The following is a 26,536-nucleotide window of genomic DNA, read 5'->3' as shown; positions in this document are numbered from 1 at the left end:
GCTTGCCTGCCGCTTATTCAGGCTTCACGCCTGCATCGCGGATCACCGTATTCCATCGCGCGAGCTCGGACTTGATCCGTGCGCTGGTCTGCGCCGGCGTGGTCCACGTGGCAATGGCGCCTTGCTTGAGCAGCGCTTCCTTGACGTCCGGTTCGGCCAGGATCTTCTTCAGGTCGGCGCTCAGCCGGTCGATTACCGGTGCCGGCGTGCCCGCCGGCGCGACGATGCCGAACATGGAGCTGACCTCGAAGTCCTTCAGGCCCGCTTCGGCCGCCGTCGGCACGTCGGGCAGGGCGCTGACGCGCTGGGACGAAGTCACCGCCAGCGCGCGGATCTTTCCGCCTTTCACGTAGGCCTGCGCGGCCGGCACGGTCTCCACCATACTCAGCACCTGGCCGCCGATCAGATCGGTCATGGCCGGGCCGCTGCCCTTGTATGGCACGTGCAGCATGTCCACGCCGGCCATGCGCTTGAACAACTCGCCCGCCAGGTGCTGCGGCGAGCCGTTGCCGGCGGAGCCGTAGGTGATCGTGCCCGGCTTCGACCTCGCCAGCGACACCAGTTGCGGCAGCGTGCTGGCATTGACGGACGGATTGACCACGAAGACCAGCGGCACGGTGCCCACGATGGCCACCGGCGCGAAGCTCTTCTCGATGTCGTACGGCACGCGGCTCTTGTACAGCGCGGCGTTGATCGCATGGCTAGTCAGCGCGCCCATCAGCAGCGTGTAGCCGTCCGGCGCAGCCTTGGCGACCAGGTCCGCGCCGATATTGCCGGCGGCGCCGGCACGGTTGTCGACCACGACCTGCTGGCCGAGCGTGGCCGACAGATGCTGGGCCAGCGTGCGGCCGATAACGTCGGTGGCGCCCCCCGGCGGGTACGGCACGACAAGACGGATCGGCTTGTTGGGATAGTCGCTGGCAGCCGCCAGCGACGGGGCCAGCAGCAGGGTGGTGCAGGCCAGCGACGACAGCAGCAGCGCGCGGCGCGGCGCACGAATGCCCCGGCCGGGCATGCGGGAAATGCCGGACATGAAAAGTCTCCTGTGCCGGGATCTTGTGGAATCGGGGGGAGAGCGCGGCGATTCCATGCCGCTTGCCGATAACGCCCGGCTCGTCATCGAGGCCAAGTGTAGGGTGAGCCTCTTGATTGATGAATCAGAATTTTTCTATCGACTGATCACGAATGCAGATTAATTTGCCGCAAGCACCGCAGCCCTTGCGGCCTGTGGGCAAGCCCCGCTAAGCTTCGCGTCTCGATTATCAATAATCTTATCGGAGACGCAGGATGCCTTCCGCCGACGACCCCAAGCTGCCGCAGGACGGCGCCGCCCCCACCGAAGGACTTGCCAAGGGCCTCACGAACTATGGCGACACAGGCTTCTCGCTGTTCCTGCGCAAGGCCTTCATCAAAGGGGCGGGCTTTACTGACGACGCGCTGTCGCGTCCGGTGATCGGCATCGTCAACACGGGCAGCAGCTACAACCCCTGCCACGGCAATGCGCCGCAGCTCGTAGAGGCGGTCAAGCGCGGCGTGATGCTCGCGGGCGGTCTGCCGGTGGATTTCCCGACGATCTCGGTGCACGAGAGCTTCTCCGCGCCGACCAGCATGTACCTGCGCAACCTGATGTCGATGGACACCGAGGAGATGATCCGCGCGCAGCCCATGGACGCCGTGGTGCTGATCGGCGGCTGCGACAAGACGGTGCCGGCGCAGCTGATGGGGGCGGCGTCGGCCGGCGTGCCCGCGATCCAGCTTGTGACCGGATCGATGCTGACCGGGTCGCATCGCAGCGAACGGGTTGGGGCGTGCACGGACTGCCGCCGCTACTGGGGCCGCTACCGCGCCGAGGAGATCGACAGCGCGGAGATTGCCGACGTCAACAACCAGCTCGTGGCAAGCGTGGGCACGTGTTCGGTAATGGGCACGGCCAGCACCATGGCGTGTGTTGCCGAAGCGCTGGGCATGATGGTGAGCGGCGGCGCGTCAGCACCCGCGGTGACCGCCGACCGCGTGCGTGTGGCGGAGCGCACCGGTACCACGGCGGTCGCCATGGCCGCCGCCCGGCTGACGCCCGACCGCATCCTGACCGGCAAGGCCTTCGAGAACGCGCTGCGCGTGCTGCTGGCCATCGGCGGATCGACCAACGGCATCGTCCACCTGACGGCGATCGCCGGGCGCCTGGGCATCGACATCGACCTGGCAGGGCTCGATCGCATGAGCCGGGAAACGCCGGTGCTGGTCGACCTGAAGCCTTCGGGCCAGCACTACATGGAAGCCTTCCACAAGGCAGGCGGCATGCTGACACTGCTGCGCGAACTGCGTCCGCTGCTGCATCTCGACACGCTGACCGTGTCAGGCCGCACGCTCGGCGAGGAGCTCGACGCTGCGCCGCCGCTGTTCCCGCAGGACGTGATTCGCAGTGCCGGCAACCCGATCTACCCGGCCGGCGGCCTGGCGGTACTGCGCGGCAACCTGGCACCGGGCGGCGCCATCATCAAGCAGTCGGCCGCCAACCCCGCGCTGATGGAGCACGAAGGGCGTGCGGTGGTGTTCGAGAATGCCGAGGACATGGCACAGCGCATTGACGACGAGTCGCTCGACGTCAAGGCCGACGACATCCTCGTGCTCAAGCGCATCGGGCCGACCGGCGCGCCGGGCATGCCCGAAGCCGGCTATATGCCGATCCCCAAGAAGCTCGCACGCGCAGGCGTGAAGGACATGGTGCGTGTGTCGGACGGGCGCATGAGCGGTACCGCGGCCGGCACCATCGTGCTGCATGTGACGCCCGAAGCGGCCATCGGCGGGCCGCTGGCGCTTGTGCAGAGCGGCGACCGCATCCGGCTGTCGGTCGCGAACCGTGAGATCGCGCTGCTCGTCGACGACGCCGAGCTGGCCCGCCGCGCTGCCGCGCAGCCAGTCGAACGCCCGCGCGCGGAACGTGGTTATCGCAAGCTGTTCCTCGAGACCGTGACGCAGGCTGACCAGGGCGTCGATTTCGACTTCTTGCGCGCCGCGCAGACGGTCGATACCGTGCCGAAGCAGGGCTGAGCCATGACTGCGACCACGGCAACGGTCACCGCCATCGACGGCGGCGACGCGATGGAGCAGGCACTCGACACGCTCGAAGAAGACATCGTCTTCGGCCGCCTGCACCCGCGCGAGCGGCTGACCGAAGACGCGCTGATGGCGCGTTTCGGCCTCAAGCGCCACGTGGTCCGGCAGGTGCTGGCAGAGCTGGAGCAGATGGGCGTGGTGGAGCGCCGGCGCAATGTCGGTGCCGTCGTGCGCGCCTTTGATGCGCATGAAGTGGTGGAGCTCTACGGCTTGCGCGAGGTGCTGGAGTGCCACGCTGCAGCGCTGATCGCGTTGCCGGTGCCGCCAGCGCGCCTGCAGGCGCTGATCGACATCCAGCAACGCCACGATGCCGCTGTCGCCGCCGAGGATGCGCGCGCGGTCTTCCGCATCAACCAGGCGTTCCACCGCGAACTGTTCGCACTGACCGATAACGCCGTGCTGCAACAGGCCATCGGCGAATACGCGCGGCGCACCCATCCAATCCGCTTCGGCACGCTTGCCGCGGCCGCGTACCGCGAACGCGCCCGGCAGGAGCACTGGGCCATGATCGAAGCGCTGCGCGAAGGGCGGCGCGACGACCTGGTGGCACTGTGCCGCCGGCACCTGCTGCCATCGCGCGACGCTTACCTGGCTGCCGAAAAAGCGCGCGGCCAGTAGCCTGCCTGGCAGCGATCAATGGACGATGCGTTCGCCCGGATGCGCCTGCCGGAATTCACCCGGCGTCATCGGCTGCGCCTTGTTCCAGCAGGCGCGGAACGCCTGCACGCTCGCAAAGCCGCATTGCTCGGCGATTTCCTCGATCGGCAGTGAAGACGCCTCCAGCAGCCGGCATGCCTTGTCCATGCGCAGCGCTAGCTGGTACTGCTTGGGCGTGAGCCCGGTTTCCCGCGCAAACACGCGCGACAGGTGCCTGACGCTGGTGGCAAAGGTTTGCGCGAATGAAGGATCGGACACGCTCACCGAGAGGTCGGCCGAGATCGCGTCCTGCACCGCATGCACCAGCGCATTGCCATGCGAGCGCGAGCGGAATTTCGACGCGAGTTCCGGGTCGCTGCTGAAGCGCCGGAACGGCACCACGTTCTCGCGCGCCACGCGAATGGCGGCGTCATCGCCAAAGGTATCGGCCACGAGCTGCAACGCCATATCGATGCCCGAGGCAACACCCGCGGAAGTCCAAATATTGCCGTCGCTGACGAAGATGCGGTTGTCGACCACGGTCGCGTTGGGATGCTTCGCGCGCAGCCTGCCAACATGGGCGTAGTGCGTGGTGCATAACCGGCCATCCAGCAAGCCGGCCTCGCCGAGCAGGTAAGCCCCTGTGCACACGGCGGCGATGGTGGGCCTTTCCTTGGCGTCTGCCGCTACGCCGCGCAACCAGTCCGCCGTATCCCGCCAGGCGGGCGAGCGGAACAGCGTGTCCGTCATCTTGCTGCCGATGGCGAGCACGAGATCGCCCGGAAGCAGCCGTGCCGGCAACGGTCCGACACGGCCAAGTTCAATGCCCTGGAACGCCTGCACGCTCGAATGCGGGCCCACGCAGCGCACCGCGAGCGGCCCGATGTCGAGTTCGGCGACGGTCGACAGGATCTGCAGCGGCCCGGCCAGGTCGAGCATGTGGATGCCGGGCAGCATGAGGAAGTAGGCGGTTGGCATGGTCGGATAACCTGATGCATCGCGGATCAGTGACGAACCGGAATTTTGCCACTATCGTGATTTGGTGGCGAATTTCTACGGATCGATTGGAAAATAGGCATGGCTGAAAATTTGCCATAGGTGTCAGATCCTTTGCTGGTGAGCGGCCGCGGCGGCCCATAGCATGGCAGTAACCCCCTCCACTTCGCTCCAGGAGCCACCAGCATGCAAAGCCCACCGATCTCCCGTTTCGTCACGCTGTTGCTGGTCGCCACCGGCTTTGCGGTGATGTTTGCGTCGACCGCCGTCAAAGGCGTCTACCAGGTGTATTTCGTGCAGCTTGCGTCGCACTTCGGACAAGGCCGCGCGCAGTTCGCATGGTCCGGGGCGCTGTTCATGCTGGCGACGGGCCTCATGTCGCCGGTCGTCGGCGCGCTCAGCGACCGGGTGGGGCCGTTGCGCACGTCGGCCATCGGCGCGCTGGCGGCGGGCCTGGCCTATGCCAGCGCAGCCTTGTGGAACCAGTCGCTGGTCTGGTTCAGTCTCGCTTTTGGCATGGCCGGCGCGTTCGGGCTGGCGGCCATGACGTTCGTGCCGATGGGCGTGCTTGTGGACCGCCTGTTCGAGGCGCGACGAAAAGGGCTCGCCTATGCCGTCGTCACGAACGGCACGGCGATCGGCTTTATCGTGCTGTCGCCATTCTGGATCTGGCTGCAGCCGAAGGCCGCGTGGACGACGGTGTTCGGTGCGGTCGGCATGGTCTTCGCGGTGCCGGTGGCCGCAGTGCTCTGGCTGCTGTCGCGCTGGGAGCCGCCAGCTCCGGCGGCAGCTACCACGCAGGCAAGCGCCTCGGCATGGTCGATCGTGCGGCGCGATCCCGTGTTCTACGTGCTGGCCGCAGGGTTCTTCGGCTGCGGCGCGACCATGGCCTTTATCGACGTGCATCTGCTTGCACACTGGCAGGACCGCGGCGTGGCCCGCATGGAAATGGGCTATGCGCTCAGCGCGCTTGGCGTGCTGGAACTCGTCAGCGGCTTTGCCTCGGGCGCGCTGGCGCTGCGCTTCGACAAGCACCGGCTGCTGGCCGCGTTCTACGCCATGCGCTGTATCGCGATGCTGTTGCTGCTGGTACCGCAGGCCGGTGTGCTGCCGTTCGCACTGGTGTTCGGCAGCAGCTATCTCGGCACCGTCATTCTGACGTCGATGTTCTGCTTCGAGCGCTATGGCGGCCAGGTCAAGGGCAGGGTATTCGGGCTGCTGTTCCTGGTCCACCAGGCCGGCGCGTTCCTGAGTGTGCAACTTGGCGCGCGTTCGTTCGAATCGACCGGCAGCTATGTGCAGACTATCGTCGCCCTCGGTGTGGCGACGGGCTTCGCGGCGATCTGCTCGTGGCTCGGCCTGCGTCGTGGCGTCACCGCGCCGCCGACTGTGCCTGCCGGCGCAGGTGCGCAGGGCTGAGGGAGCCCATGTCGATGTCGGCACTTCCGTATCTCGTCCGATGCCTGTTCATCGCCGCATGCCTGCTGCCGCCTGTGCTAGCCGCGTTGAAGTCCGGTGGGCGCGCGAAGCAGGCGGCAGCATGGTCAGCCATCGCGCTGCTGGCCGTGCTGCTGAGTCTGGTAGATGTGTCCGCCTATGTGCAGGCACGGGTCGATGGCGTACTGTTCCGCGCCGGGTGCGGCGGGTGAGCGCTGCGGCTACCGCTGCTCCCGAGGCGGCTCCGGCATTGTCTCCTCCGGGGTACGCGTTTCCGTCTGCGGCGGCTTGTGCCAGCGCGGCCAGCGGTCCGGGGCCGCGCGCAGCGGCGGCCGTACCAGATTGGCTTGCCACGCATGCTGCATGATCTGGTCGATCTGGTTGAAGGCCTCCTTCGAGATCACCGCTTCCTCGCGCATGGTGGCCAGCGATCGCTGGCCCTTGCGCAGCGCGAACAGCATCAGCAGGCGCCGTTCCAGCGCTACGGTGTAGTCGCCGAACTGTTCGCGCATCTGCGCCAGGCCTTCGCCGGCAGAGTGGAAGCGTTCTTCGAGCACGCCGTCCAGTACCGTAGTCATGCGCGCACCGAACACCGGCGTCAGCAACGACCGGTTGTAGCGGCGCAGGCGGTCCAGCACGGTCTGGCGGCAGATCAGCAGTTCGAAACGGTCCGCCAGCGCGCGTGCCAAAGGACGATCGAGGCCTAGCCACTTGTGCAGAAAGAGCGCGATGCGGTAGCCCAGGTGGTACTGCAGGATCGCACGTGCCGCGCGCTTGTAGCCGATGCGGCCCTGCTCGCGCGCGGCATCGATCATGTGCGACGTGTTGCGCATCATCGCATCGAGGTTCGCCACCGAGATCACGCCGTCGCCGTACTCAGGAATCAGTTCGCGCTCTCGTGTGGCCAGCGTGACCAGCCCGATGGTCAACCGGTCGCGTTCGGACAGTGCGCTGTCGAAATCGAACTCCACGGAACCCAGCTCGATGCCGCGCCGGTAGTGCTGCGCAACTTCGCGAGCGGCCGCCGGGGGCAGGTCGAACGTTTCGGCGACGCGGCCCAGCATCGCCTCGACTTCTTCGGTGGAGAGCCGGATGGCCTGCTGCTGCAGCGCGCGTTCCTGCGGCGACAGCTGGTTGAGGCCGAGCCGGTGGATCAGCGCGCGCAGCGTGGTGCCGTTGAGCAGCAGGCTGACCAGCACGAAGCCGGTCGCGAGGATCGCGACGAAGTGGCGCACCTGGAGAGGCAGCGCGGTGTTCTCGGCAATGCCAAGCGCGAGCACCAGCGTGACCGCGCCGCGCAGCCCGCCCCATGCGATGGCCAGCTTGAACGCGCCGCTGATCGGCGCGCTCAGCCGCAGCCATGACAGCACAGGCAGCAGGCCGAACAGCGTCAGCAGCCGCGCGCCGAGGGCGGCGGCCACCAGCACCAGCAACAGCCAGCCATGATGGGGCGTGACGCCGGCCAGCAGCGATGGCACGCGCACCGCGGCCAGCAGGAAGACCACGGCCCCCGCGATGCTCGCGAACTGTTCCCAGATCATGCGCAGGTGCCGCCAGTTGGCGGGCGTCAGCCGCGTGGGGCCCAGTGCGCTGACCATCAGGCCCGCGCACACCACGGCTACGACGCCGGACACATCGAGCAGTTGGTCGGCCAGCAGGTAAAGCGGGTAGGGCAGTGCCAGCGTGAGCGCGCTTTCGGCCATGGCCAGGCCCGACAGGCGCGGCAGCACCTCGGCCACGAGCCGGCCCGCCAGCGCACCGCACAGCACGCCACCGATGAACGACCAGGCCAGTTCGCGCACGCCGGCGCCCAGCGTGGCCTGCGCGCCGTGGCCCGTCAGCATCGCCACCAGCACGCCGACGATGGCAATGGCCGCGGCATCGTTGAGCAGGCTTTCGCCTTCGACGAGCCGGATCAGGCGCGCGGGCGCGCCCACGTCGCGGAAGATGGCGATGACGGCTGCGGGATCGGTAGTGGCGACCACGGCGCCGAGCAGCAGGCAGGCCGCCAGCGGCATGCCGCTGGCGGCGGAGGTGGCCACCCCGATCACGCCCGTGGCCACGATCACCGCGACGACGGCTAACAGCAAAATCGGCGCCGCGTCAGGCAGCATGCTGCGCACATCGGCGGTCAGCGCGGCGTGGAACAGCAGCGGCGGCAGGAAGATCCACAGGTAGGCTTCCGGCGGCAGTTCGGGATCGATCAGCGGATGCAGGAAGTGCTGCGCGAAGGCGGGATGCGCGGCATCGATGGCCACATAGCCCGCGCCGATCGCGATGCCGATCGCCGACAGCAGCGTCGATTCCGGCAACACCAGCCGCGCGGCGGCGACCTGCACTACGGCCACGATGGCCAGCAGCACGCCGGCCAGCACGAGGACGTCGACGATGATGCTCATGCGCCCACCCCGGCGCCGGCTGCCTCCGGCTGTTCACGGAACTGGGCCAGGTGCACGCGCACGGCATCGGCCAATTCAGCCGCCGCCGGCGACAGGCTGCGGTTGCGCGGGGTGACGAGGCCGATCGACCGCTCTGTTACGGGTGCCGTGAGCAGCCGCTCGACGATGCCCGGCTGGCGTACCGTGCCGGCGGCGATCTCCGGCAGCGCGGCGACGCCGAAGCCGCATTCGACCATTGCCGCGATGGTCGCCAGGTGCTCGGCCTCGAACACGGGCTGGAAGCGAATGCGGTTCTGCAGGAAGGCCCATTCGGTGTATTGGCGCACGCTGCTCGGATTCGTCATCGATACATGCGGCGCGTTCGCGGTGTCGGCCCAGCGTAGCGGGCCCGAGCCGCGCGCCATCGCGTGCGCGGCCGGGATCAGCAGCACGAAGCGGTCGGACAGCAGCGGTTCGTAGTGCAGGTCGGCCTGCTGCGGATCGGCCGCGGTCAGCGCAAAATCGACCTCGCCAGCGCGGACCATGTCGAACGCGGGGCCGGATAGCGTATCGAACACCTTCAGCGCCACTTCGGGACGCGCGCGGTGGTAGGCCATCAGCACGCGCGGCAGCATGCGCGCCGCCAGCGACGGCAGCGCCGCCACGGCCACCTGCCCGCGCTCGGCGCTTGCTATGCCGGTGACGGCGTCGATCGCACCACGGAACGCCGCCTGCAGCAGCGCGGCCTGCTGCATGAACACCCCGCCCGCCGCGGTGAGCCGTACCGTGCGCGTGGTGCGGTCGAACAGCCGCACGCCGAGCGATTCCTCGATGCGCAGGATCTGGGTGGACAAGGCGGATTGCGACAGGTGCAGTTGGCTGGCCGCCTGACGGAAATTCAGCGTGCGGGCGAGTACCAGCGTGGTCTCGATGTCACGCATCGACAGGTTGATCTTCATGGGCGCTCGCACCCGGGTGGGCTCCGGGGTCGTCTGATTGATCTCGAATTCAGATCATTTTATCCATAGAATCGACTTCATCAATCAAAGCGCCTTCTCTACACTGCTGCCATTCCCGATTCACCCATTCGGGCGGGGGCCAAAGCGTGCCGGCCGCCTTAGCCATCTGAAGAGACGCCATGCAGAATTCCGCTACGCCTGTGCCCCTCGACCGTCCCGGCAGCGCCCATGCCGTCGTGGTCGGCGGCGGCACCATGGGCGCCGATGTCGCTGTGGTCCTGACGCGGGCACTGTGCCGCACCACCGTGATCGAACCTGATGCCGGGCGGGCCGCCGCGATGCCGGGACGCGTGGCCGCGAATCTGGAGGCTATCGGTCGCTCTGAAGGCGCCGACCGGCTGGCCGTGGTGCCGGATCTTGATGCTCTCGACTGGTCGACGGTGGATCTCGTGATCGAATGCATTCCCGAGCGCCTGGATCTGAAGCAGGCGCTGTTCGCGGATCTGGCTGCGCGCGCCCGGCCCGATGCCGTGCTCGCCAGCAATAGTTCCAGCTTTCCGATCAGCGCCATCGGCGATGGCCTGTCGGGGCACGGCCGCATGCTAGGCCTGCACTTCTTCATGCCGGCGCATCTGGTGCCGCTGGTGGAGGTGGTCATGGGCATCGGCAGCGATGAAGCGTGTGCCGACGCGCTGATCGCGTTTATGCGCCGCTGCGGCATGGTGCCGGTCAAGGTAAAGCAGGACCTGCCCGGTTTCCTGGCCAACCGCCTGCAGCACGCACTGTCGCGCGAGGCATTCAGCCTGATCGACCGCGGCATTGCTTCTGCTGAAGACGTGGATGCCGCCGTGCGCTTCGGTTTTGGCTTCCGCTTTCTGGCTGCGGGCCCTGTGCTGCAGCGCGACCATGCCGGCATCGACGTGCATGCGGCCGCCGGCGCTACCATGTACCCGACGTTCTGCAATGACGACCATCCCGCGCGCTGCCTCGCGGAGCGCGCCGCAGATGGCCGACACGGCATGAAGCGCGGCGAGGGCTTCTACGCGTGGACGCCCGAAACCATTGCCGCCGAACGCGCGCGTTACGACAGGCTGCTACGCGCCGGCCTTGACCTGATTGCCCCCGAACTGCCCGAGATCCAGCCATGACGCAAGCGACCCAAATTCCCACCCAGCAACCGCTGGCCAGTTCACCGCTGATCATCACGGTGGCGCCTAACGGCGCCTACAAGCGCGCGAGCGACCACGCCGCGGTGCCGCTGACCGCCGCCGCGCTGGCGGCGGACGCCAGGGCCTGCCTGGACGCAGGCGCGGCCATGATGCACATGCATGTGCGCGACGCCGAAGGGCGCCACTCGCTCGACGTGGAAACCTACCGCGACGCACTGGCCACGGTGAAGCAGGCGGTTGGCGATGCACTGCTGGTGCAGGTCACCAGCGAGGCAGCCGGCGTGTACAAGGCCCCGCAGCAGATGGCCATGGTGCGCGAACTGCGGCCGGAAGCCGTATCCGTGGGCCTGCGCGAAATTGCAGTGCCGGAAGTCAGCGAGACCGAACTGGCGGACTTCCTCGGCTGGCTCGCGCGCGAGCGCATCATGACGCAGGTGATCCTGTATGACGCGGCCGATGTGCAGCGCTGGCAGGCCATGCGTGAGCGCGGCATGGTCCCGCCCGGAGCGTGGTCCGTACTGTATGTGCTGGGGCGTTACTCGGCGGGGCAGGTATCGTCACCGCGCGACCTGCTGCCGTTCCTGCAGGTGGCCGACAACACCTTGCCGTGGTCCATCTGCGCGTTTGGCCGCGAAGAGAATGCCTGCGTGACCGCCGCGGCAGCGTTTGGCGGCCATGTCCGCGTGGGCTTCGAGAACAATCTGTACCTGCGCGATGGCAGCCTGGCACCGGGCAATGCATCGCTGGTGGAACAGGCCGCGCACGGCGCGCTGACGCTGGGCCGCCCGCTCGCCACGGCGGCGGACGCGCGCCGTATTTACGGCGAGGTGCGCTGAGCCCAGTGCGTTCAGGCGCCGTCCGTGTAGGCGTCGGGCGTGCGTGGACCGCTGCGTGAGCCGTCAGTGTATGGATCAGGCGTACGCGGGCCACTGCGGGCGCCATCGGTGAAGACATCGCGCGGGCTGTGGATGCTGCGACTGCCGTCCAGGTAAGGGTCACGTGTCCCGGCTGCGCTCGCCGCGGTCGCCATGCCGGCGAGCGTGGCGGCCATCGCCGTGGCCATCAGGATATGTCTGAGCAGTTGCATGGTTCTTCTCCGGTAGTGGGCCGGTCAGGGCTTGACCAACCATGCAGCCAGTCTAGGGAGCGGTGCCGCACAGCAGCATGACTGCGCCATGACAATGCCGTCATGGACCGCTGCATGGGCCATGACGGGCGTATTTCGCCGACGGGTCTGCCAAACACGGTAAAATCGTGGAAATCACACCGGCGCCGCCTGGCGCCGGTCTTCTATTGCACCGCCGGGATCGGAGACATCGCGGCGGGCTTCTCACGATACTCATGCCTGAGTCTGATTCAGCCAAACTGGCCGCGATCGCCTGGATTCGCGAGCAAATGGACAACTACGCCCTGACGCTTGACGATTTGATTGCCGCTGGATGTTTTGACGGGGAACCATCCCACGGGGATGTGGAAGCTGGGGAAATGCCCGGCGCCCCCGACGTACCGGCCGTTATGGCCGCCACTGCAGCACCCCAGCCGCCTAAGAAGGGGCCGATTTACCGGAATGCGTTGGGGCAGAGTTGGGATGGGACTGGGGAATATCCGGATTGGCTGCAGCGGGCGGTGAATGCGGGGCAGTCGATTGATTTTTATCGGGTTGATTAGGGGTTCGGTGAAATGGGGGTAGCGTTCTTGGCTGGCGCTGCTGTTTCGCCGGCGTAGCCGGCGAAACAGCAGCGCCAGCCAAGAGCGACGACAACCCCTCACCCCACTAATCACGGCAAAAACGGAAACCCACTAAACGGCCCAGCAAACGTGGTAGCCGGCGAAACCATCGCCGCAGCATGCGCATAGTGCGCCAGCGCTGACACAGGCAGCTCCGGCAAACCGCCGCTTTGCACGGGCTCGTCATCGGCCTCCTCACGGCGCTCGTGCAACTTCAGCGGCCGGCCATCGCTATCCGGGCCAGCCATGACCCGCACGGCGCCCTCTGCGCATAGCTGTGCCGGATCAAGCGCTGCCTCGGCGCTCGCCTTGGCCGCCGCATGGCGTTCTGCCAGTGACAGGCCTGCTGCCTGCACCGCGCCGCAGGCCGGCGCGTGGGACGCGGCCCGGGCCTGGGCGGACAGCGCGAGCAACGGAAGGCACAGCAGGAAAAATCGGATCGGCAGGCGTTTCATCGGATGGCTCGGAACCAATAGGCGCGTTCGGTGTCACCGCGCATTTTACCGGCCTGTGCGACGCGGATGCGTCACCTGTAGATGACATTTTTGACATCTTTCGCCACACGTCGCCAGACTCCGCTAGCGTTATGCCCTGGCGGCGCAATGGTGCCCGCCTGAAAGGGCCTGCATGCGCATCCTGATTGTCGAAGACGAGCCCAAGGCGGGCGATTACCTGCTCAAGGGGCTGACCGAATCCGGCTTTGTGGTCGACCTTGCGCGCGACGGTGTCGACGGTCTGGCCCACGCGCGCGAGCAGCCTTATGACCTCATCGTGCTCGACGTGATGCTGCCCGGCATGGACGGCTGGAGCGTGCTGCGTGAACTGCGCCGCGAACGCGATACGCCGGTGCTGTTCCTGACCGCGCGCGATGAACTGCAGGACCGGTTGAAGGGACTGGAGCTTGGCGCCGACGACTACATGGTCAAGCCATTCGCGTTTGCCGAGCTGGTCATGCGCATCCGCACCATCCTGCGCCGCGGGCCGCTGCGCGAGAGCGAGTTCATCGAAGTCGCCGATTTGCAGATCGACGCAATCCGCCGACGCGTGTCGCGCTCGGGCCAGAAGATCGACCTCACATCGAAGGAATTCGCGCTGCTCTACCTGCTCGCGCGGCGCCGCGGCGAGGTGCTGTCGCGCTCGCTGATCGCCTCGCAGGTGTGGGACGTGAACTTCGACAGCAACACCAATGTGGTCGATGTCTCCATCCGGAGGCTACGCGCGAAGGTCGACGATCCGTTCGACCACAAGCTGATCCACACGCGGCGCGGCATGGGCTACGTGCTCGATGATGGCGAGCCCGGACTGGGCGACGCGTGATGCGGTTGCCATCGTCGCTTACCGCGCGCCTGACGCTCGCATATGGACTGGCGACTGCCGCGATCCTGGCGGGCGTTGCCGCATACCTGTCGAGCGCACTGTCGGCGCAGTTGCAGGGCCGTGACGAAAGTGAGCTGGTCAGCGAGGTGCTGCTCGTGCGCCATCTGCTGCGCGAGGTGCGCAACGAAGACGAGGTCCGCGCCGACACGCATCGCTTTGCGGACATCGCCATGGGCCATGAAGGCCTGATCCTGGTCGTGCGCACGCCGCAGGGCGATCCGTTGGTCACGCTCAATCCGCGCAACGAAGCCATTCCGCCGCTGCACGTGCTGCCGGTCACCACGCAGCCGCACAAGTCGATGCTGGAAGCCTGGCGGCCGAAGAGCGGGGCGCAGTCGCCGGCCATTGCGGCGCTTGGCCAGCTTGGCGACACCGGCCGCTCGGTCGAGATCGTGGTGCTGCGCGACGCCGGTTACCGCGTGGCGCTGATGCGCGAGTACCGTCATCGGTTGCTTGCGGCCACGCTGTGTGGTGCGGCAGTCGCGGCGGCGCTCGGCTTTGTGCTCGCACGGCGCGGGCTGCGACCGCTGCGCCGCATGGCGGCCGATGCGGCGGCGGTGACCACGAGCCGCCTTGCCACGCGTCTCGATGCCGGCAGCGCGCCGGCCGAACTGCGCGAACTGGCGCGCGAACTCAACGGCATGCTGGCGCGCCTGCAGGACAGCTTCTCGCGGCTGTCCGCGTTCTCGGCGGACCTTGCGCACGACTTCCGCACGCCCATCAGCAATCTTGTCGGCCAGACCGAAGTCACGCTCGCGCAGAGCCGCAGCGTGGCGGAGTACGAGGCATTGCTCGAATCCAATCTCGAGGAATACGAGCGCCTGTCGCGCATGATCGAAAACATGCTGTTCCTCGCGCGTGCCGACCACGCCCAGGTCGCCATGGGCGTGCGTGGGCTGGATGCGCGCGCGGAGCTCGACAAGGTAGCCGAGTATTTCGAGGCCGTGGCCGCCGACCGCAACGTGCGCCTGTCGGTGGCGGGCGATGCAAGCATCCACGCGGACCAGACGCTACTGCGTCGTGCCGTCACGAACCTGCTCGACAATGCCCTGCGCCATGCCCCTGCTGGCAGCACGGTACGCGTGGACATCGCGCGGCGCGCCGGCGAAGTTGGCGAAGCGGGCGATGGCACGTGCATCCGCGTGGTCAATGCGGGCCCGGCCATCGCCCCCGAGGTCTTGCCGCACATCTTCGGCCGCTTCTACCGTGCCGATCCGTCGCGGCGCAATTCCGCGGCATCCACGGGGCTGGGACTGGCCATCGTCGATTCCATCATGCGCCTGCACGGCGGGCGGGCGCTCGTCAGCAGCAGCGACGGCGAGACCGTGTTTTCGCTGCTGTTCCCCGCTGGTGGCGACCCGCGTCCCCACGCAGTCGCCTGAATCCATGGCGGCTTGCCAAGTCGCCGTACGAGGCCTATCTTGCGGGCATCCCGGTCCGTTGCGGCCGGGGCCAACTTGGTCGTTCCATCTCTTGCAAGGAGCAGGACATGCAGGTGCAACCTTATCTGGACTTTGGCGGTCGCTTCGACGAAGCGGTGGCGTTCTACGGCAAGGCGGTCGGCGCCACGGTGACCTTCGTTATGCGGTACAAGGACGCTCCCCCCGACCAGCCGGTGGATCCGGCATGGCGGGAAAAGGTCATGCACGCCAACATCCAGATCGGCGAGACCCAGATCATGGCGTCCGACGGCAGGCCGGGCATTCCGGCGCCCGCATTTTCAGGATTCAGCCTGTCGGTCGGTGCGGTTAGCGAGGCCGAAGGCGCGCAGATTTTCCAGGCGCTGTCGGAAGGCGGACAGGTGGTGCTGCCTTACCAGAAGACCTTCTGGGCTGCCGGTTTCGGCATGCTAGTGGATCGATTCGGCATGAGCTGGATGGTGAATTGCGAGCATTGAGTCGTTGCCGATGCCGGATCATTGATGGCCGGCTCCGCTCTCTCGCTTCAGGGAGAGTGGAGAAGCGAGCAGACTAGACGCGTCCCCCCACCGCGGCCACGCTGGCCACGAGCGCCGCGATCTTCTCATCCTCGCCGGATTCCCTTCGCCACATCACGCCCACCGGCGGCAAGTCCCAGCTCAGCGGATGCGGCAGCATCGTCGCGCCCTCGGCTTCGACCAGTTCGGCGGCAACGCCTCTGGGCACGATGGTGATGGCACCCAGATGGCTACGCATCACGGTAGCCATGGTCTTGATCGAGTACGTTTCGACGATTGGCGTGGGCTGGGCCACGCCGGCCACCGCGAACATGGTGTTGATGGTGCGCCGGATCGGCGTATTGGGCGGCGGCAGGATCCAGTCGCGCTCGGCCAGCCGGCCCCAGTCCAGGGCGCTGCCTGACAGCCGCGTCGCCACCTTGCTTGGCACGACCAGCACCGGCTCTTCGCGGTAGAGCGGCCGTTGCGCGATGTCTTCGCCGGGCACGTAAAACGTACGCGCGATTACGCAGTCGAGTTCGTGGGCACGCAGCGCGGCCACCAGTTCATCCGTGGTGCCTTCGCGCACCAGCACCGAGATGCGAGGCGAGCGCCCCAGCCCGAACGTGCAGGCGGCATCGAGCACTGGCCGCGCGATGTACGGGATCACGCCAAGGCGCAGGCGTCCGGACAACCCGGCCTCGATTACGGCCAGTTCGCGGCTAAGCGCGTCCGCGTCGGCCAGCGCCAGGCGCGCGTGCGCGAGCACGCTCAGGCCGGTTGGGGTCGGCTCAAGCCCTTGCCGCGTACGCGTGAACAGCGGCACCGTGAAGATGTCTTCGATTTCGCGCAGCATCTTGGTGACAGCGGGCTGCGACAGGTTCATTTCCGCGGCGACGCGCGATACCGACCGCTGCTGTTCCAGCGCCAGCAGCAGCGGCATGTGCCGCAGGCGCAGCCGCGATATGACGCGATGGACCAGTTTGTCGGAAGCAATGGACATAGGGGGCAGGGGCGCAGCGAAGTCGTATAACCAATCGGTAATGCAATGATAACCAAAGACGTCATTGCGGTTATTTCATGCTCCTATACTGGCTTGAACCTTTGGAGCCCTATTCATGTTCACTACCCGCCCGGAAATCGTCGGCACTTTTGGCGTGGCGGCCTCGACCCACTGGCTGGCCACGCAGACAGCGATGGGCGTGCTGGAGCGGGGCGGCAATGCCTTCGACGCCGCTGCTGCGGCCGGCTTTGTGCTGCAAGTGGTGGAGCCGCACCTGAACGGTCCCGGTGGCGAAGTGCCGATCCTGTACTGGAGCGAACGCGAGCGCCGCGTACGTTCGGTCTGCGGGCAGGGCGCCGCGCCGGCGCTGGCGGATCCGGCGCAGTTGCGCGCCATGGGGCTTGAGATGATGCCCGGCATCGGCCTGATGCCGGCCACGGTGCCGGGCGCCTTTGGGGCCTGGCTGACCATGCTGCGCGAGCACGGCACGTGGTCGCTCGCTGACGTGCTGGCGCCGGCCATCGGGTATGCGCGTGACGGATTTCCGCTGGTGCCCCGCATCTCTCGCGCGATTCTGGCCGTGCAGGCGCTGTTCCGCGATGAATGGCATAGCTCTGCAGAGACCTGGCTGCCGGGCGGCAAGGTGCCGCGCCCGGGCAGCCTGCACACGCTGCCGGTGCTGGCGGCCACCTACACGCGCATCGTCGAGGAAGCGCAACAGCGCAGCCAGACGCGCGAAGGACAGATCGACGCTGCCATGGACTGCTGGTACCGAGGCTTCGTGGCCCGCGAGATCGACAACTATTGCCGCAACACGCCAGTGCGGGACACCACCGGCGACAAGCATGCGGGCCTGCTTCGCTACGAGGACATGGCCGCATGGCAGCCCGACGTGGAAGCGCCCGTGACGCTTGACTTCGGCCGCTACACCGTTGCCAAGTGCGATATCTGGAGCCAGGGCCCGGTGTTCCTGCAGCAGCTCGGCATGCTGCGGCAAGCGCAACTCGAACAGCACGCGCCGGACTCGGCGGAATTCGTGCACCGCATTGCCGAGGCTTGCAAGCTGGCCATGGCGGACCGGCTCGCGTGGTACGGCGACCCCCGCTTCGACGCCAGCCCGCTTGCCGCGCTGCTCGATGGCGATTATCTGGCCGGCCGTGCGCAGCGCATCGGCGAACGCGCCTCGCGCGCGATCGACGCCGGCATGCCGGGCGGCGCGACGCCGCGGCTGCCCGACCTGGAAGCGGCGGTGCGCACGCTGCAGCGCGCCGATGTGCGCTTCGGCGTCGGCGAGCCGACGTTTGCCGAACTGCCGCCGGTGTCCGAATGGGCGGAGCGCGAACTGTTCGTCGGCGATACCTGCCATGTGGACGTGATCGACCGGCACGGCAATATGGTGGCCGCCACGCCGTCCGGCGGCTGGCTGTCGTCGAGCCCGACCATCCCGGCGCTGGGCTTCGCGCTCAACACGCGCCTGCAGATGACGTGGCTCGAGCCGGGCCTGCCGAATTCGCTCGAACCGGGCAAGCGCCCGTGCACGACGCTGTCGCCTTCGCTCGCGCTGCGCGATGGCGAACCGTACATGGTGTTCGGCACGCCCGGCGGCGACCAGCAGGACCAGTGGTCGCTCGCGTTTTTCCTGCGCCATGCGGTGCATGGCATGAACCTGCAGGAGGCCATCGATGCGCCCGCCTGGCATATCGACCATTTCCCGGGCTCGTTCTGGCCGCGCCAGACCGTGCTCAACCGGATCACGATGGAATCCCGCTTCCCCGAGGCCACCCTTGCCGCATTGCGCGATCGCGGCCATGACGTCCGCGTGGGCGATCCATGGTCCGAAGGGCGCATGTCTGCGTGCACGCGCGAGCGCGACGCGCACGGGCGGCTGGTGCTGCGGGCCGGTGCCAATGCACGCGGCATGCAGGGCTATGCCGTCGGGCGCTGAATCCGGTCATTCATCAACAGAAAAGGGCGCGGGCAGCTGCAGGTTGGCTCGCGCGCGATTGAGGATTGAGGAGAGCAAGACCATGAAATCCATTGTGAAACGACTGCTGTGCGGTGTTGCCGCGCTGGCGCTATGCGCCACCGCGCATGCCGCAGATCCCTATCCGCAGAAGCCCGTGACGCTGATCGTCCCGTGGGCCGCGGGCGGCTCGACCGACATCCTGGCTCGGGTGCTGTCCGAGCACCTGACGCGCTCCCTCGGCCAGCCGGTCATCGTCGACAACAAGCCGGGCGCGTCGGGCAATATCGGCTCCGCGATGGTGGCGCGCGCCAAGCCGGATGGCTACACGCTGCTGGTCGGCTCGATGAGCACGCATGCCATGAACCCTGCGCTGATGGCCAATATGCCGTTCCGCGGCGTCGAGGATTTCACGCCGCTCGGCCTGCTCGCCTATGTGACCAACACGATGGTGGTGCATCCGTCGGTGCCCGCGAAAAACGTGAAGGAACTGATTGCTTACGCTAAGGCCAACCCCGGCAAGCTGGCCTATGCGAGCGCGGGCCCGGGCTCGACCAATCACCTGAGCGCGGTGCTGTTCGAGCGCATGGCCGGCGTGCAGATGCTCCACGTGCCGTACAAGGGCGGCGCTCCGGCCGTCGTCGACACCGTTGCGGGCCAGACGCAATTGCTGTTCTCGGCCGGCACCCAGACGCTGCCGCACGTAAAGGCCGGCAAGCTGCGGTTGCTGGCGGTTACGGAGGCGAAGCGCTCGCCGCTGCTGCCCGACACCCCGACGGTCGCCGAAACTGTGCCGGGCTATGAACTGGCTGTCTGGTATGGCGCGTTCGGCCCGAAGGGCATGCCCGCCGAGCTGGTCGCGCGCCTGAACCGCGAAATCAACGCAGTGATGTCGCTGCCCGAGGTCAAGAGCAAGATGAATGCGATCGGCGTAGAGACCGCTACATCCACGCCGCAGCAGTTCGGCACCATCCTGCGCAAGGATGCGGACCGTTACGGCAAGCTCATCCGCGAACTCGGCATCCAGGCGGAATGATGAGCGCTGCCATTGACCACATTGCAGAGGTGCTCGTCGCCACCAATGGACTGTGCGATGACCTGGAGCGTGCGGCCAGCCCGCTGGAAACGCTCGATGCGGTAGGCCAGGCCACGCTACGGCTGCTGGGGCCAGGCCTGCTGACGATCAATGCATGGCATGCGGGCACGGCGGAAATCGAGCGGATCTGGTCGTCGAATCCCGCCGCCTATCCGCCGGGTGGTAAGAAGTCCAAGCCCGACAGCCCGTGGCGGCGGCAATTGCTCGAAGCCGGAGAAGTGTTCGTAGGCGAGGGCGATGCTGCGCTGGCGGCTGTCTTCGACGACGTCGCACTGATCCGCTCGCTCGGCTGCACGGCCGTCGTCAACGTGCCCATGTGCAGGGCCGGGCGCGTCTTCGGCACGTTCAACTACCTGTCCGATCGGGCTGCCTGGGACGCGCGCGAAATCGCTACGCTGCGCGTCCTGGCCAATCTGGCATTACCGGCGGTTCGCGCCTAGCGCAGGGGCTCCTGCGCAAGCGCCTCGCGCACGTCCTCACCGGGAGCCATCGGCTCATCGCGCCGGTGCGCGAGCCGGTACAACACCGGCAACACCAGCAGCGTGAGCGCTGTCGACGACACGATCCCACCAATCACCACCGTCGCCAGCGGCCGCTGCACCTCCGCGCCCGTGCCTGTGGCGATTGCCATCGGGATAAAGCCAAGGGACGCCACCAGCGCCGTCATCAGCACCGGCCGCAGCCGGCTCAGCGCACCGGTCTGCACGGCGTCGTCGAGTGCGAGTCCTTCTTCGCGCAGGCTGCGGATGAATGACAGCATCACCAGTCCGTTGAGCACCGCCACACCTGACAGCGCAATGAAGCCGACCGCTGCCGAGATCGACAGCGGAATGCCGCGTAGCCACAGCGCCAGAATGCCGCCCGTGAGCGCGAACGGAATGCCGGTGAACACGAGCAAGCCGTCCTTCAGGTTGCCGAACATCGCGAACAGCAGCACGAATACCATCAGCAGCGCGAGCGGCACCACGATCTGCAGACGGTCGGTGGCCGACTGCAACTGCTCGAATGTGCCGCCCCACGCGATCCAGTAGCCAGTGGGAATCGTCACGCGTTCGGCGATGGCTGACTGTGCCTCGGGCACGAAGCTGCCGACATCGCGCCCGCGCACGTTGGCGCTGATCACGATGCGGCGCTTGCCGTTCTCGCGAGAGACCTGGTTGGGTCCCGGCGCAATGTCGAGCGTGGCGATCTCGCCCAGCGGGATGTAACTGGTGCGTGGCGCGGTGTCGCTCGATGTCGTACGCACGCCATTGGCTGCGGCGGGGCGGCGGGCATCGGGCGGCAAGGGGATCGGCAGGCGGCGCAATGCATCCACGTCCGCACGGACATCTTCGGGCAGGCGCACGGCGATGCGGAAGCGGCGGTCGCCTTCGAACAGCGTGCCGGCATCGCGACCGCCGATGGCAATGGCGACGGTGTCCTGTACGTCCGTCATGTTCAGACCGTACCGTGCCGCGCGTGCGCGATCGATGGCGACGGTCAGCACAGGCAGGCCCGTCGTCTGCTCCACCTTGACCTCCGCGGCGCCCGGCACCGACTGCAGCGCGGACGCAATCTTCTGCGCCGTGGCTTCGAGCATCGCGTTGTCGTCGCCGAACAGCTTGACCGCGACATCGCTTCGTACGCCCGAGATCAGCTCGTTGAAGCGAAGCTGGATGGGCTGCGAGAACTCATAGCGGTTGCCGGGGATCTTCTCGAGTTCCGCTTGCATCTGGACAAGCAGTTCGTCGCGTGTCTTGCGCGGGTCCGGCCATTCGCCGCGCGGCCGCAGCATGATGTAGGCATCCGATGCATTGGGCGGCATCGGATCGGCGGCGATCTCTGCAGTGCCCGTGCGCGAGAACACGCGTTCGATCTCAGGGAATTTCTCTTTGAGTCGCGTTTCGATCTGCTGTTGCATGGCCACCGACTGGCTCAGGCTCGTGCCCGGTATGCGCAGCGCCTGCACGGCGATGTCGCCTTCATTGAGGTTCGGGATGAACTCGCTGCCGAGCCGCGTTGAGACCAGTCCGCTCAGCACCACCGCGACCGCGGCAAAGGTCAGCACCACCGGCGTATTCGCTACGGAACGGGCCAGTGCCGGCGCATACAGCTTGCGGGCCCACTCCATCAGGCGGTTTTCCTTCTCCGCGACACGGTCGCCGATGAACAGGGCCACGGCTGCGGGAACGAAGGTCACCGACAGCAACATCGCGCCGGCAAGTGCCAGTACTACTGTGATCGCCATCGGATGGAACATCTTGCCTTCGACGCCGGACAGCGCAAGGATCGGCACGTAGACGATCATGATGATCAGCTGCCCGAACACCAGCGGACGGCGGGCTTCGCGGGCGGCCGCAAACACCTCGTGCAGGCGTTCGCTGCGCGTGAGCGGCCGGCCGTGGTGCTGCTGCCCATGGGCAAGGCGCCGCACGCAGTTTTCGACGATGACCACCGCACCGTCGACGATGATGCCGAAGTCCAGCGCACCCAGGCTCATCAGGTTCGCGCTGATGCGGTACGTGGCCATGCCGGTGAACGTGAACAGCATCGACAGCGGGATCACCAGTGCGGTGATGACCGCCGCGCGGATGTTGCCGAGGAACAGGAACAGCACTGCCACGACCAGGGCCGCGCCTTCGAGCAGGTTTTTCTTCACCGTGGCGATGGCCTTGTCGACCAGTATGGTTCGGTCGTACACGGTCACCGCGCGTACGCCCTCGGGGAGCGTGCGGTTGATCTCGGCCATGCGGACGTCTACCGCCCGCGACACCGCGCGGCTGTTCTCGCCGATCAGCATGAAGACCGTGCCGAGCACCACTTCGCGGCCATTGTCAGTGGCCGCGCCGGTGCGCAGCTCACGGCCGACGCCCACTTCGGCCAGATCGCGGATGCGGATGGGTTGGCCCTGCGCGGTGCCGACGATCACGTCGCGGATATCGTCCATGGAGGTGACCTGTCCCGGTGCGCGCACCAGATACTGCTCCCCGCGCCGTTCGATATAGCCCGCGCCTACGTTGCTGTTGTTTTTCTCCAATGCCAGCACCACATCCTGCAGGCTCAAGCCATAGGAGGCCATGCGTTCGGGACTCGGTGCGACCAGGTACTCGCGAGCAAAGCCGCCGATGGTGTTGATCTCCGTCACACCCGCGACGGTGCGCAGTTGCGGCTTGATGATCCAGTCCTGGATCTCGCGCAGGTCGGTCGGCGTGTAGCGCGTACCGTCAGGCTTGCGCGCGCTGTCTTCGGCTTCGACGGTCCACAGGTAGATTTCGCCGAGACCGGTCGAGATCGGGCCGAGCTGCGGTGTCATGCCTTCGGGCAGCTTTTCGCGTGCTTCCTGCACGCGCTGGTTGACAAGCTGGCGCGCGAAGTAGATGTCGGTGCCGTCCTTGAAGATCACGGTGACCTGCGACAGCCCATAGCGCGACAGCGAGCGTGTCTGCTCCAGACCGGGCAGGCCCGCCATGGCGGTCTCGATCGGGTAGGTGACGCGCTGCTCGGTTTCCAGCGGCGAATAGCCGGGCGCCTCGGTATTGATCTGCACCTGCACATTGGTGATGTCGGGCACGGCGTCGATCGGCAGGCGGCTGTAGCTGTAGAGGCCCAGCAGCGCTATGCCAAGCACTGCCAGCAGGACCAGCCAGCGCTGCTCGATGGCAAAGCGGATGATGCGTTCGAACATGGTCAGCTCCTGCGGATCAGTGGGCGTGCTCGGCGCCGGCCTTGCCTTGCTCGGCCTTCAGCACGAAACTGTTGCGTGCGACGTAGCGTGCGCCTGGCTCCAGCCCCTTGACGATCTCGATCCGTTTGCCGTCGCTGCGTCCCGTGGCGACCGGGCGCGCCTCAAAGCCGCCTGGGACCTCGACATAGACCATTGGCTGGCTGCTTTCAGTCTGCACGGCTTCGCTTTCGACGACGACGGGGACTTCGGTTTCCTGTCCGGCCACGCTGACCGTAACGAAGAGGCCGGGGCGCCATGCCATGTCCGGGTTCGACAGCGTTACGCGCGCGGTCGCGGTGCGTGTCTGCTGGCCGAGCAGCGAGCCCACGTAGGACACGGTGCCCGTGGCAGTGCCGTCGAACGCGGTGGAAGCGATGCTGACTTTCTCGCCGAGCCGTACCTGGCTCAGGTCCTTCGGCGCGATCGCGAACTCAGCCCACACGGTGGCGAGATCGGAAATCGTAAAGACGGTCGTGTCCGCCGCTACCGCTTCGCCGAGCGCGAGGTGCTTTTCGACGACGATGCCGTCGAACGGCGCGCGCAACTCGAACTTGTTGAGTCCGGCCGACGCCGGCCGGGCGCCGATTGCGGTGAGCTTCTGGGTCGCGTTCTGCACCGCGATCTCGGCTTCCTGCAGCGCGGTGCGCGCGGCCAGAAAATCCTGTTCGGCCGAGATCTTGTCCTCCCACAGGCGCTTCTCGCGCGTATAGGTCGTGCGGGCGAGTTCCAGCCGCTTCTGCGCAGCCAGCAGTTCGCTGCGCTGATCCGAAAGCTGTGTACTGGCCAGTACCGCAAGCAGTTCTCCCTTCTTCACGCGCTGGCCCAGCACGGCCGGCACGGACTCCGCTACGCCGGCCATGCGCGGCACGACGTGGGCGGTGCGGTCTTCATTGAAGCGGATTTCGCCGGGAAACTGCACGGCGGCCTGCACGCGGCCGGGGCCGGCTGTGTGCAATTCCAGTCCGGCGTTGCGGATCTGCTCGGGCGTCATGGCGATGCGGTCGGCGGCATGCGCGTCTTTGGCCAATGCGGTGGCCTTGTCTTCCTTTCCACTTTCGTTGCTGCGCGGCTCCGCGGCGTGTTCGCCGTGATCGTGGTCGTCGCCGGGACCACGGCCGATGAAGAGTAGTGCGGCGCCAGCCAGCACGCCACCGCCGATGATGGCAACGATCGCGTTGCGTTGGGTCTTGGTGATTGCCATGGGAATCCTTGGTAGCCGCTCAGCGGCCGAGCATGCGGTCGATGGTCGTGGCGGCCTGGTAGGTCGCGGCCACGGCCCCGAGATAGCGCACGCGTGCCTGCAGCAGCGTGCGCCGGGCGTCCAGCACTTCGAGATAGGCGAACTTGCCAGCTTCGAATCCTTGCGACGCGGCCTGGTACGCACGCTGCGCGGCAGGCAGCACGGTCTGGCGTAAGGTCAGCGCGCTATTGCGAGACAGCGCGAGCTGGTTCGAGGCCTGGCGCAGGTCACTGGCCAGCCGTACGCGCGTGGCGCGCGATTCGTCGGCGGCCTTGTCGGCCTGCCGGATCGCCGTGTACAGGTTGCCCTGGTTGCGGTCGAACAGCGGCAATGGAAGCGAGACGCCGAGCACCGGGTAGTACCCGCGGTCCGACGAATATTCGCGCTTGGCGCCGACACTCACGGTCACGTCGGGGTACTGGCGGCTGCGTTCTACGTTGACTATCGCCTGGCGCCGTGCCATTTCGCTCTGGCTCGCGCGCATCTCCGGGGCGGTATCGAGCGCTTCATCGAGGACATTGGGCAGGGGCCGCGACGGCAGTGCCTCCAGGTCGCCGCTTGCCGACGCGAACACCGGCAGCTGGCTGCCCCACTGGGCGGCCAGCTGCTGGCGGGCCGCGTCGAGCGTGGCGCGCGCCTCGGCCAGTTCGAGTTCGGCATTGGCCTGTTCGACCTCGGCGCGGGTCTGCTCCACGGGCGAGACCTTGCCGGCCGCCACGCGCCTTGCCGCGGCCTGCGTGCCGCGCGTGGCGATGCCGACCGAACTCTCGGCCAGGCTGACACGTTCTTGCGCCACCAGCACCTGGAAAAACGCGCCAATCACGGCGGCGCGCAGGTCCGACTCGGCATTGCCGAGCTGTGCACTGGCGAGCTCGTGCGCCTTCTGCGCGGCGTCGATGCGAGCGGAGCGTTTGCCGCCGAGTTCGATCGGCACGCTCACTTGCGCGGTGGTCGTACGCGATGCGCGCCGCGTGTCTTCCATCTCATAGCCGACGGACGGATTGGGGATCGTGCGCGCTTGCGTGATGCCGCCTTCGGTGGCATCGAGCTCCCGTCGGGCAGCCGAAAGGGTGGGGCTGCGGGCGACGGCAAGCGCCAGCGCGGTATCGAGAGTCAGCACGCCCTGCGTCTCCGAGGCGTCGTGTGGTTGTGCAGGGCGCTGGTCCTGCAAGACGGGCGGCATGGCCGCATCTGTGGCGGCATGCGCAACGGGGCCGAGCAAGACGACAGCCAGCCCCAGCGGTATCACTACATGTTTCATCGGGTATCACCGGATCGAAGACCAGGAACACTGGCGAGACCGCGTCAGAAGCGCGTGCGCGCCCCGACGGCAATCACGCCGCGAGATCCGTCGATCCGGGACGCCGTAACCTGTCCGCTCAGGACAGGCGTGGCAAAGGAAGGGAGTAGGCCATGGCCCCGAACCGGCGGATTACGCCAGGGGCAGCCACTGGGGGCGATCCGGTGTGCGCGCGGTCACTGACGCGTAGTGCACGGGCAGCACGCGGTAGCGCACGGTGATGAAGTGATAGGACGCGGGTTGCGTCTCGGCCGGCAGCATGACCTGCGAGCCAGCGAAGTGGCAGACGGCGCAATCGACATCGGGCAGCTTGGTGCCGGACTTGCCGTGGGCGGCGCCGGCCTCATGCTCATGCGTGTGGTGGCCGAAGTGCCAGACTGGCGCGGCGCCGGTTTCCTGCTGGCGCTGTTGCTCGCGCCCATGCTCGCAGTACGCAGCTGCACTCGCCCAGGTGAACTGGAGCGGCAGCATGACGGCGAAGAGAAGGATCAGCAGGCGGCGCATGGCGGCGATTATAGC

At 67.1% G+C, this 26,536-nt stretch carries 25 protein-coding genes; 14 read left to right on the top strand and 11 right to left on the bottom strand.

Annotation, left to right across the window (positions count from 1 at the left end; translation table 11 throughout):
* Positions 1-13: 13 nt before the first annotated feature.
* On the bottom strand, positions 14-1,033 hold the full coding sequence (locus ACIGJG_RS29775) for a Bug family tripartite tricarboxylate transporter substrate binding protein (RefSeq protein WP_011300072.1): 1,020 nt from the start codon (positions 1,031-1,033) through the stop codon (positions 14-16).
* On the opposite strand from ACIGJG_RS29775, the gene ACIGJG_RS29770 reads away from it, so the two are divergent.
* The 3 genes from ACIGJG_RS29770 (at position 1,032) to ACIGJG_RS29760 (ending at position 3,735) form a co-directional block, all read left to right on the top strand.
* Positions 1,032-1,196: a hypothetical protein gene (locus ACIGJG_RS29770; protein WP_166487069.1), complete on the top strand. Its 165-nt coding sequence runs from the start codon at positions 1,032-1,034 to the stop codon at positions 1,194-1,196. The two genes, ACIGJG_RS29775 and ACIGJG_RS29770, sit on opposite strands and share 2 nt — an antisense overlap.
* Positions 1,197-1,287: 91 nt before the next feature.
* Entirely contained in the window at positions 1,288-3,051 is a 1,764-nt protein-coding gene (locus ACIGJG_RS29765; RefSeq protein ID WP_483673618.1) for an IlvD/Edd family dehydratase, read from the top strand.
* A 51-nt stretch (positions 3,052-3,102) separates the two neighbouring features.
* Entirely contained in the window at positions 3,103-3,735 is a 633-nt protein-coding gene (locus ACIGJG_RS29760) for a GntR family transcriptional regulator (protein WP_425332980.1), read from the top strand.
* A 15-nt stretch (positions 3,736-3,750) separates the two neighbouring features.
* Here ACIGJG_RS29760 and ACIGJG_RS29755 read toward each other — a convergent pair whose 3' ends face one another.
* Positions 3,751-4,731, bottom strand: coding sequence for a GlxA family transcriptional regulator (locus ACIGJG_RS29755; RefSeq protein ID WP_140949292.1), 981 nt, complete (start codon positions 4,729-4,731; stop codon positions 3,751-3,753).
* A 204-nt stretch (positions 4,732-4,935) separates the two neighbouring features.
* On the opposite strand from ACIGJG_RS29755, the gene ACIGJG_RS29750 reads away from it, so the two are divergent.
* Positions 4,936-6,168 (top strand): MFS transporter, encoded by a 1,233-nt coding sequence (locus tag ACIGJG_RS29750; protein ID WP_483673617.1) that lies wholly within the window; start codon positions 4,936-4,938, stop codon positions 6,166-6,168.
* 14 nt (positions 6,169-6,182) lie between these two features.
* Positions 6,183-6,398 carry a hypothetical protein gene (locus ACIGJG_RS29745; protein WP_140951303.1) on the top strand — a complete coding sequence of 72 codons (216 nt, stop codon included), beginning with the start codon at positions 6,183-6,185 and terminating at the stop codon, positions 6,396-6,398.
* A 9-nt stretch (positions 6,399-6,407) separates the two neighbouring features.
* Here ACIGJG_RS29745 and ACIGJG_RS29740 read toward each other — a convergent pair whose 3' ends face one another.
* Together ACIGJG_RS29740 and ACIGJG_RS29735 are read right to left on the bottom strand one after the other, a co-directional pair.
* Entirely contained in the window at positions 6,408-8,585 is a 2,178-nt protein-coding gene (locus ACIGJG_RS29740; RefSeq protein WP_140951305.1) for a cation:proton antiporter, read from the bottom strand.
* A complete protein-coding gene (locus tag ACIGJG_RS29735) occupies positions 8,582-9,523 on the bottom strand; it encodes a LysR family transcriptional regulator (protein ID WP_483673616.1) in 942 nt (313 codons plus the stop codon). The genes ACIGJG_RS29740 and ACIGJG_RS29735 overlap by 4 nt, the downstream gene beginning before the upstream one ends.
* Before the next feature lie 179 nt (positions 9,524-9,702).
* On the opposite strand from ACIGJG_RS29735, the gene ACIGJG_RS29730 reads away from it, so the two are divergent.
* Together ACIGJG_RS29730 and ACIGJG_RS29725 are read left to right on the top strand one after the other, a co-directional pair.
* Complete coding sequence (locus ACIGJG_RS29730; protein WP_140951309.1) at positions 9,703-10,671, top strand: 3-hydroxyacyl-CoA dehydrogenase family protein; 969 nt, start codon at positions 9,703-9,705, stop codon at positions 10,669-10,671.
* Complete coding sequence (locus ACIGJG_RS29725) at positions 10,668-11,528, top strand: beta-keto acid cleavage family enzyme (RefSeq protein ID WP_483673615.1); 861 nt, start codon at positions 10,668-10,670, stop codon at positions 11,526-11,528. Before ACIGJG_RS29730 ends, ACIGJG_RS29725 begins: the two co-directional genes overlap by 4 nt.
* A gap of 11 nt (positions 11,529-11,539) precedes the next feature.
* On the opposite strand, the gene ACIGJG_RS29720 is transcribed toward ACIGJG_RS29725, so the two are convergent.
* Entirely contained in the window at positions 11,540-11,779 is a 240-nt protein-coding gene (locus ACIGJG_RS29720) for a hypothetical protein (protein ID WP_483673614.1), read from the bottom strand.
* Between the two features lie 254 nt (positions 11,780-12,033).
* Between ACIGJG_RS29720 and ACIGJG_RS29715 the strand changes: the two genes are divergently transcribed.
* A complete protein-coding gene (locus ACIGJG_RS29715) occupies positions 12,034-12,360 on the top strand; it encodes an H-NS family nucleoid-associated regulatory protein (protein WP_011300082.1) in 327 nt (108 codons plus the stop codon).
* A gap of 110 nt (positions 12,361-12,470) precedes the next feature.
* Here ACIGJG_RS29715 and ACIGJG_RS29710 read toward each other — a convergent pair whose 3' ends face one another.
* The gene (locus ACIGJG_RS29710) at positions 12,471-12,875 is read right to left on the bottom strand and encodes a hypothetical protein (protein WP_483673613.1); all 405 of its coding nucleotides are present in this window, start codon (positions 12,873-12,875) and stop codon (positions 12,471-12,473) included.
* Positions 12,876-13,047: 172 nt separating this feature from the next.
* Between ACIGJG_RS29710 and ACIGJG_RS29705 the strand changes: the two genes are divergently transcribed.
* From ACIGJG_RS29705 to ACIGJG_RS29695, 3 genes are all read left to right on the top strand, one after another.
* Positions 13,048-13,737: a heavy metal response regulator transcription factor gene (locus tag ACIGJG_RS29705; protein WP_011300084.1), complete on the top strand. Its 690-nt coding sequence runs from the start codon at positions 13,048-13,050 to the stop codon at positions 13,735-13,737.
* Positions 13,737-15,179, top strand: a complete 1,443-nt coding sequence (locus tag ACIGJG_RS29700; RefSeq protein WP_011300085.1) for a heavy metal sensor histidine kinase — start codon at positions 13,737-13,739, stop codon at positions 15,177-15,179. The genes ACIGJG_RS29705 and ACIGJG_RS29700 overlap by 1 nt, the downstream gene beginning before the upstream one ends.
* Before the next feature lie 107 nt (positions 15,180-15,286).
* The gene (locus tag ACIGJG_RS29695) at positions 15,287-15,694 is read left to right on the top strand and encodes a VOC family protein (RefSeq protein WP_011300086.1); all 408 of its coding nucleotides are present in this window, start codon (positions 15,287-15,289) and stop codon (positions 15,692-15,694) included.
* A 73-nt stretch (positions 15,695-15,767) separates the two neighbouring features.
* Here the strand turns inward: ACIGJG_RS29695 and ACIGJG_RS29690 are convergent, their stop codons facing one another.
* On the bottom strand, positions 15,768-16,715 hold the full coding sequence (locus tag ACIGJG_RS29690) for a LysR family transcriptional regulator (protein ID WP_011300087.1): 948 nt from the start codon (positions 16,713-16,715) through the stop codon (positions 15,768-15,770).
* 115 nt (positions 16,716-16,830) lie between these two features.
* On the opposite strand from ACIGJG_RS29690, the gene ACIGJG_RS29685 reads away from it, so the two are divergent.
* The 3 genes from ACIGJG_RS29685 to ACIGJG_RS29675 all read left to right on the top strand — a co-directional run bounded on the left by ACIGJG_RS29685 (position 16,831) and on the right by ACIGJG_RS29675 (position 20,214).
* The gene (locus ACIGJG_RS29685; protein WP_220630394.1) at positions 16,831-18,660 is read left to right on the top strand and encodes a gamma-glutamyltransferase family protein; all 1,830 of its coding nucleotides are present in this window, start codon (positions 16,831-16,833) and stop codon (positions 18,658-18,660) included.
* Positions 18,661-18,742: 82 nt separating this feature from the next.
* Positions 18,743-19,714, top strand: a complete 972-nt coding sequence (locus ACIGJG_RS29680) for a Bug family tripartite tricarboxylate transporter substrate binding protein (protein ID WP_041680158.1) — start codon at positions 18,743-18,745, stop codon at positions 19,712-19,714.
* Positions 19,714-20,214, top strand: coding sequence for a GAF domain-containing protein (locus tag ACIGJG_RS29675; RefSeq protein WP_373460989.1), 501 nt, complete (start codon positions 19,714-19,716; stop codon positions 20,212-20,214). Before ACIGJG_RS29680 ends, ACIGJG_RS29675 begins: the two co-directional genes overlap by 1 nt.
* Here ACIGJG_RS29675 and ACIGJG_RS29670 read toward each other — a convergent pair.
* The 4 genes from ACIGJG_RS29670 to czcI all read right to left on the bottom strand — a co-directional run bounded on the left by ACIGJG_RS29670 (position 20,211) and on the right by czcI (position 26,521).
* Entirely contained in the window at positions 20,211-23,438 is a 3,228-nt protein-coding gene (locus ACIGJG_RS29670) for a CusA/CzcA family heavy metal efflux RND transporter (protein WP_483673612.1), read from the bottom strand. The two genes, ACIGJG_RS29675 and ACIGJG_RS29670, sit on opposite strands and share 4 nt — an antisense overlap.
* A 16-nt stretch (positions 23,439-23,454) precedes the next feature.
* On the bottom strand, positions 23,455-24,678 hold the full coding sequence (locus ACIGJG_RS29665) for an efflux RND transporter periplasmic adaptor subunit (protein ID WP_483673611.1): 1,224 nt from the start codon (positions 24,676-24,678) through the stop codon (positions 23,455-23,457).
* 19 nt (positions 24,679-24,697) lie between these two features.
* The gene (locus ACIGJG_RS29660; RefSeq protein ID WP_483673609.1) at positions 24,698-25,978 is read right to left on the bottom strand and encodes a TolC family protein; all 1,281 of its coding nucleotides are present in this window, start codon (positions 25,976-25,978) and stop codon (positions 24,698-24,700) included.
* A gap of 171 nt (positions 25,979-26,149) precedes the next feature.
* Complete coding sequence (gene czcI, locus ACIGJG_RS29655; RefSeq protein WP_220630390.1) at positions 26,150-26,521, bottom strand: cation efflux protein, CzcI family; 372 nt, start codon at positions 26,519-26,521, stop codon at positions 26,150-26,152.
* Positions 26,522-26,536 lie beyond the last annotated feature (15 nt).

It is taken from the genome of Cupriavidus sp. C1SS-2L (genome assembly GCF_057073735.1).
Note: the sequence above shows the minus strand (reverse complement) of the source record. Positions and strands in the feature narration are given on the sequence as shown.

Bases quoted from the DNA above. Each gene is read 5' to 3' on its own strand.
- ACIGJG_RS29770 (WP_166487069.1), top strand. From the start codon at position 1,032: ATGAAAAGTCTCCTGTGCCGGGATCTTGTGGAATCGGGGGGAGAGCGC.
- ACIGJG_RS29775 (WP_011300072.1), bottom strand. From the start codon at position 1,033: ATGTCCGGCATTTCCCGCATGCCCGGCCGGGGCATTCGTGCGCCGCGC.
- ACIGJG_RS29765 (WP_483673618.1), top strand. From the start codon at position 1,288: ATGCCTTCCGCCGACGACCCCAAGCTGCCGCAGGACGGCGCCGCCCCC.
- ACIGJG_RS29760 (WP_425332980.1), top strand. From the start codon at position 3,103: ATGGAGCAGGCACTCGACACGCTCGAAGAAGACATCGTCTTCGGCCGC.
- ACIGJG_RS29755 (WP_140949292.1), bottom strand. From the start codon at position 4,731: ATGCCAACCGCCTACTTCCTCATGCTGCCCGGCATCCACATGCTCGAC.
- ACIGJG_RS29750 (WP_483673617.1), top strand. From the start codon at position 4,936: ATGCAAAGCCCACCGATCTCCCGTTTCGTCACGCTGTTGCTGGTCGCC.
- ACIGJG_RS29745 (WP_140951303.1), top strand. From the start codon at position 6,183: ATGTCGGCACTTCCGTATCTCGTCCGATGCCTGTTCATCGCCGCATGC.
- ACIGJG_RS29740 (WP_140951305.1), bottom strand. From the start codon at position 8,585: ATGAGCATCATCGTCGACGTCCTCGTGCTGGCCGGCGTGCTGCTGGCC.
- ACIGJG_RS29735 (WP_483673616.1), bottom strand. From the start codon at position 9,523: ATGAAGATCAACCTGTCGATGCGTGACATCGAGACCACGCTGGTACTC.
- ACIGJG_RS29730 (WP_140951309.1), top strand. From the start codon at position 9,703: ATGCAGAATTCCGCTACGCCTGTGCCCCTCGACCGTCCCGGCAGCGCC.
- ACIGJG_RS29725 (WP_483673615.1), top strand. From the start codon at position 10,668: ATGACGCAAGCGACCCAAATTCCCACCCAGCAACCGCTGGCCAGTTCA.
- ACIGJG_RS29720 (WP_483673614.1), bottom strand. From the start codon at position 11,779: ATGCAACTGCTCAGACATATCCTGATGGCCACGGCGATGGCCGCCACG.
- ACIGJG_RS29715 (WP_011300082.1), top strand. From the start codon at position 12,034: ATGCCTGAGTCTGATTCAGCCAAACTGGCCGCGATCGCCTGGATTCGC.
- ACIGJG_RS29710 (WP_483673613.1), bottom strand. From the start codon at position 12,875: ATGAAACGCCTGCCGATCCGATTTTTCCTGCTGTGCCTTCCGTTGCTC.
- ACIGJG_RS29705 (WP_011300084.1), top strand. From the start codon at position 13,048: ATGCGCATCCTGATTGTCGAAGACGAGCCCAAGGCGGGCGATTACCTG.
- ACIGJG_RS29700 (WP_011300085.1), top strand. From the start codon at position 13,737: ATGCGGTTGCCATCGTCGCTTACCGCGCGCCTGACGCTCGCATATGGA.
- ACIGJG_RS29695 (WP_011300086.1), top strand. From the start codon at position 15,287: ATGCAGGTGCAACCTTATCTGGACTTTGGCGGTCGCTTCGACGAAGCG.
- ACIGJG_RS29690 (WP_011300087.1), bottom strand. From the start codon at position 16,715: ATGTCCATTGCTTCCGACAAACTGGTCCATCGCGTCATATCGCGGCTG.
- ACIGJG_RS29685 (WP_220630394.1), top strand. From the start codon at position 16,831: ATGTTCACTACCCGCCCGGAAATCGTCGGCACTTTTGGCGTGGCGGCC.
- ACIGJG_RS29680 (WP_041680158.1), top strand. From the start codon at position 18,743: ATGAAATCCATTGTGAAACGACTGCTGTGCGGTGTTGCCGCGCTGGCG.
- ACIGJG_RS29675 (WP_373460989.1), top strand. From the start codon at position 19,714: ATGAGCGCTGCCATTGACCACATTGCAGAGGTGCTCGTCGCCACCAAT.
- ACIGJG_RS29670 (WP_483673612.1), bottom strand. From the start codon at position 23,438: ATGTTCGAACGCATCATCCGCTTTGCCATCGAGCAGCGCTGGCTGGTC.
- ACIGJG_RS29665 (WP_483673611.1), bottom strand. From the start codon at position 24,678: ATGGCAATCACCAAGACCCAACGCAACGCGATCGTTGCCATCATCGGC.
- ACIGJG_RS29660 (WP_483673609.1), bottom strand. From the start codon at position 25,978: ATGAAACATGTAGTGATACCGCTGGGGCTGGCTGTCGTCTTGCTCGGC.
- czcI (WP_220630390.1), bottom strand. From the start codon at position 26,521: ATGCGCCGCCTGCTGATCCTTCTCTTCGCCGTCATGCTGCCGCTCCAG.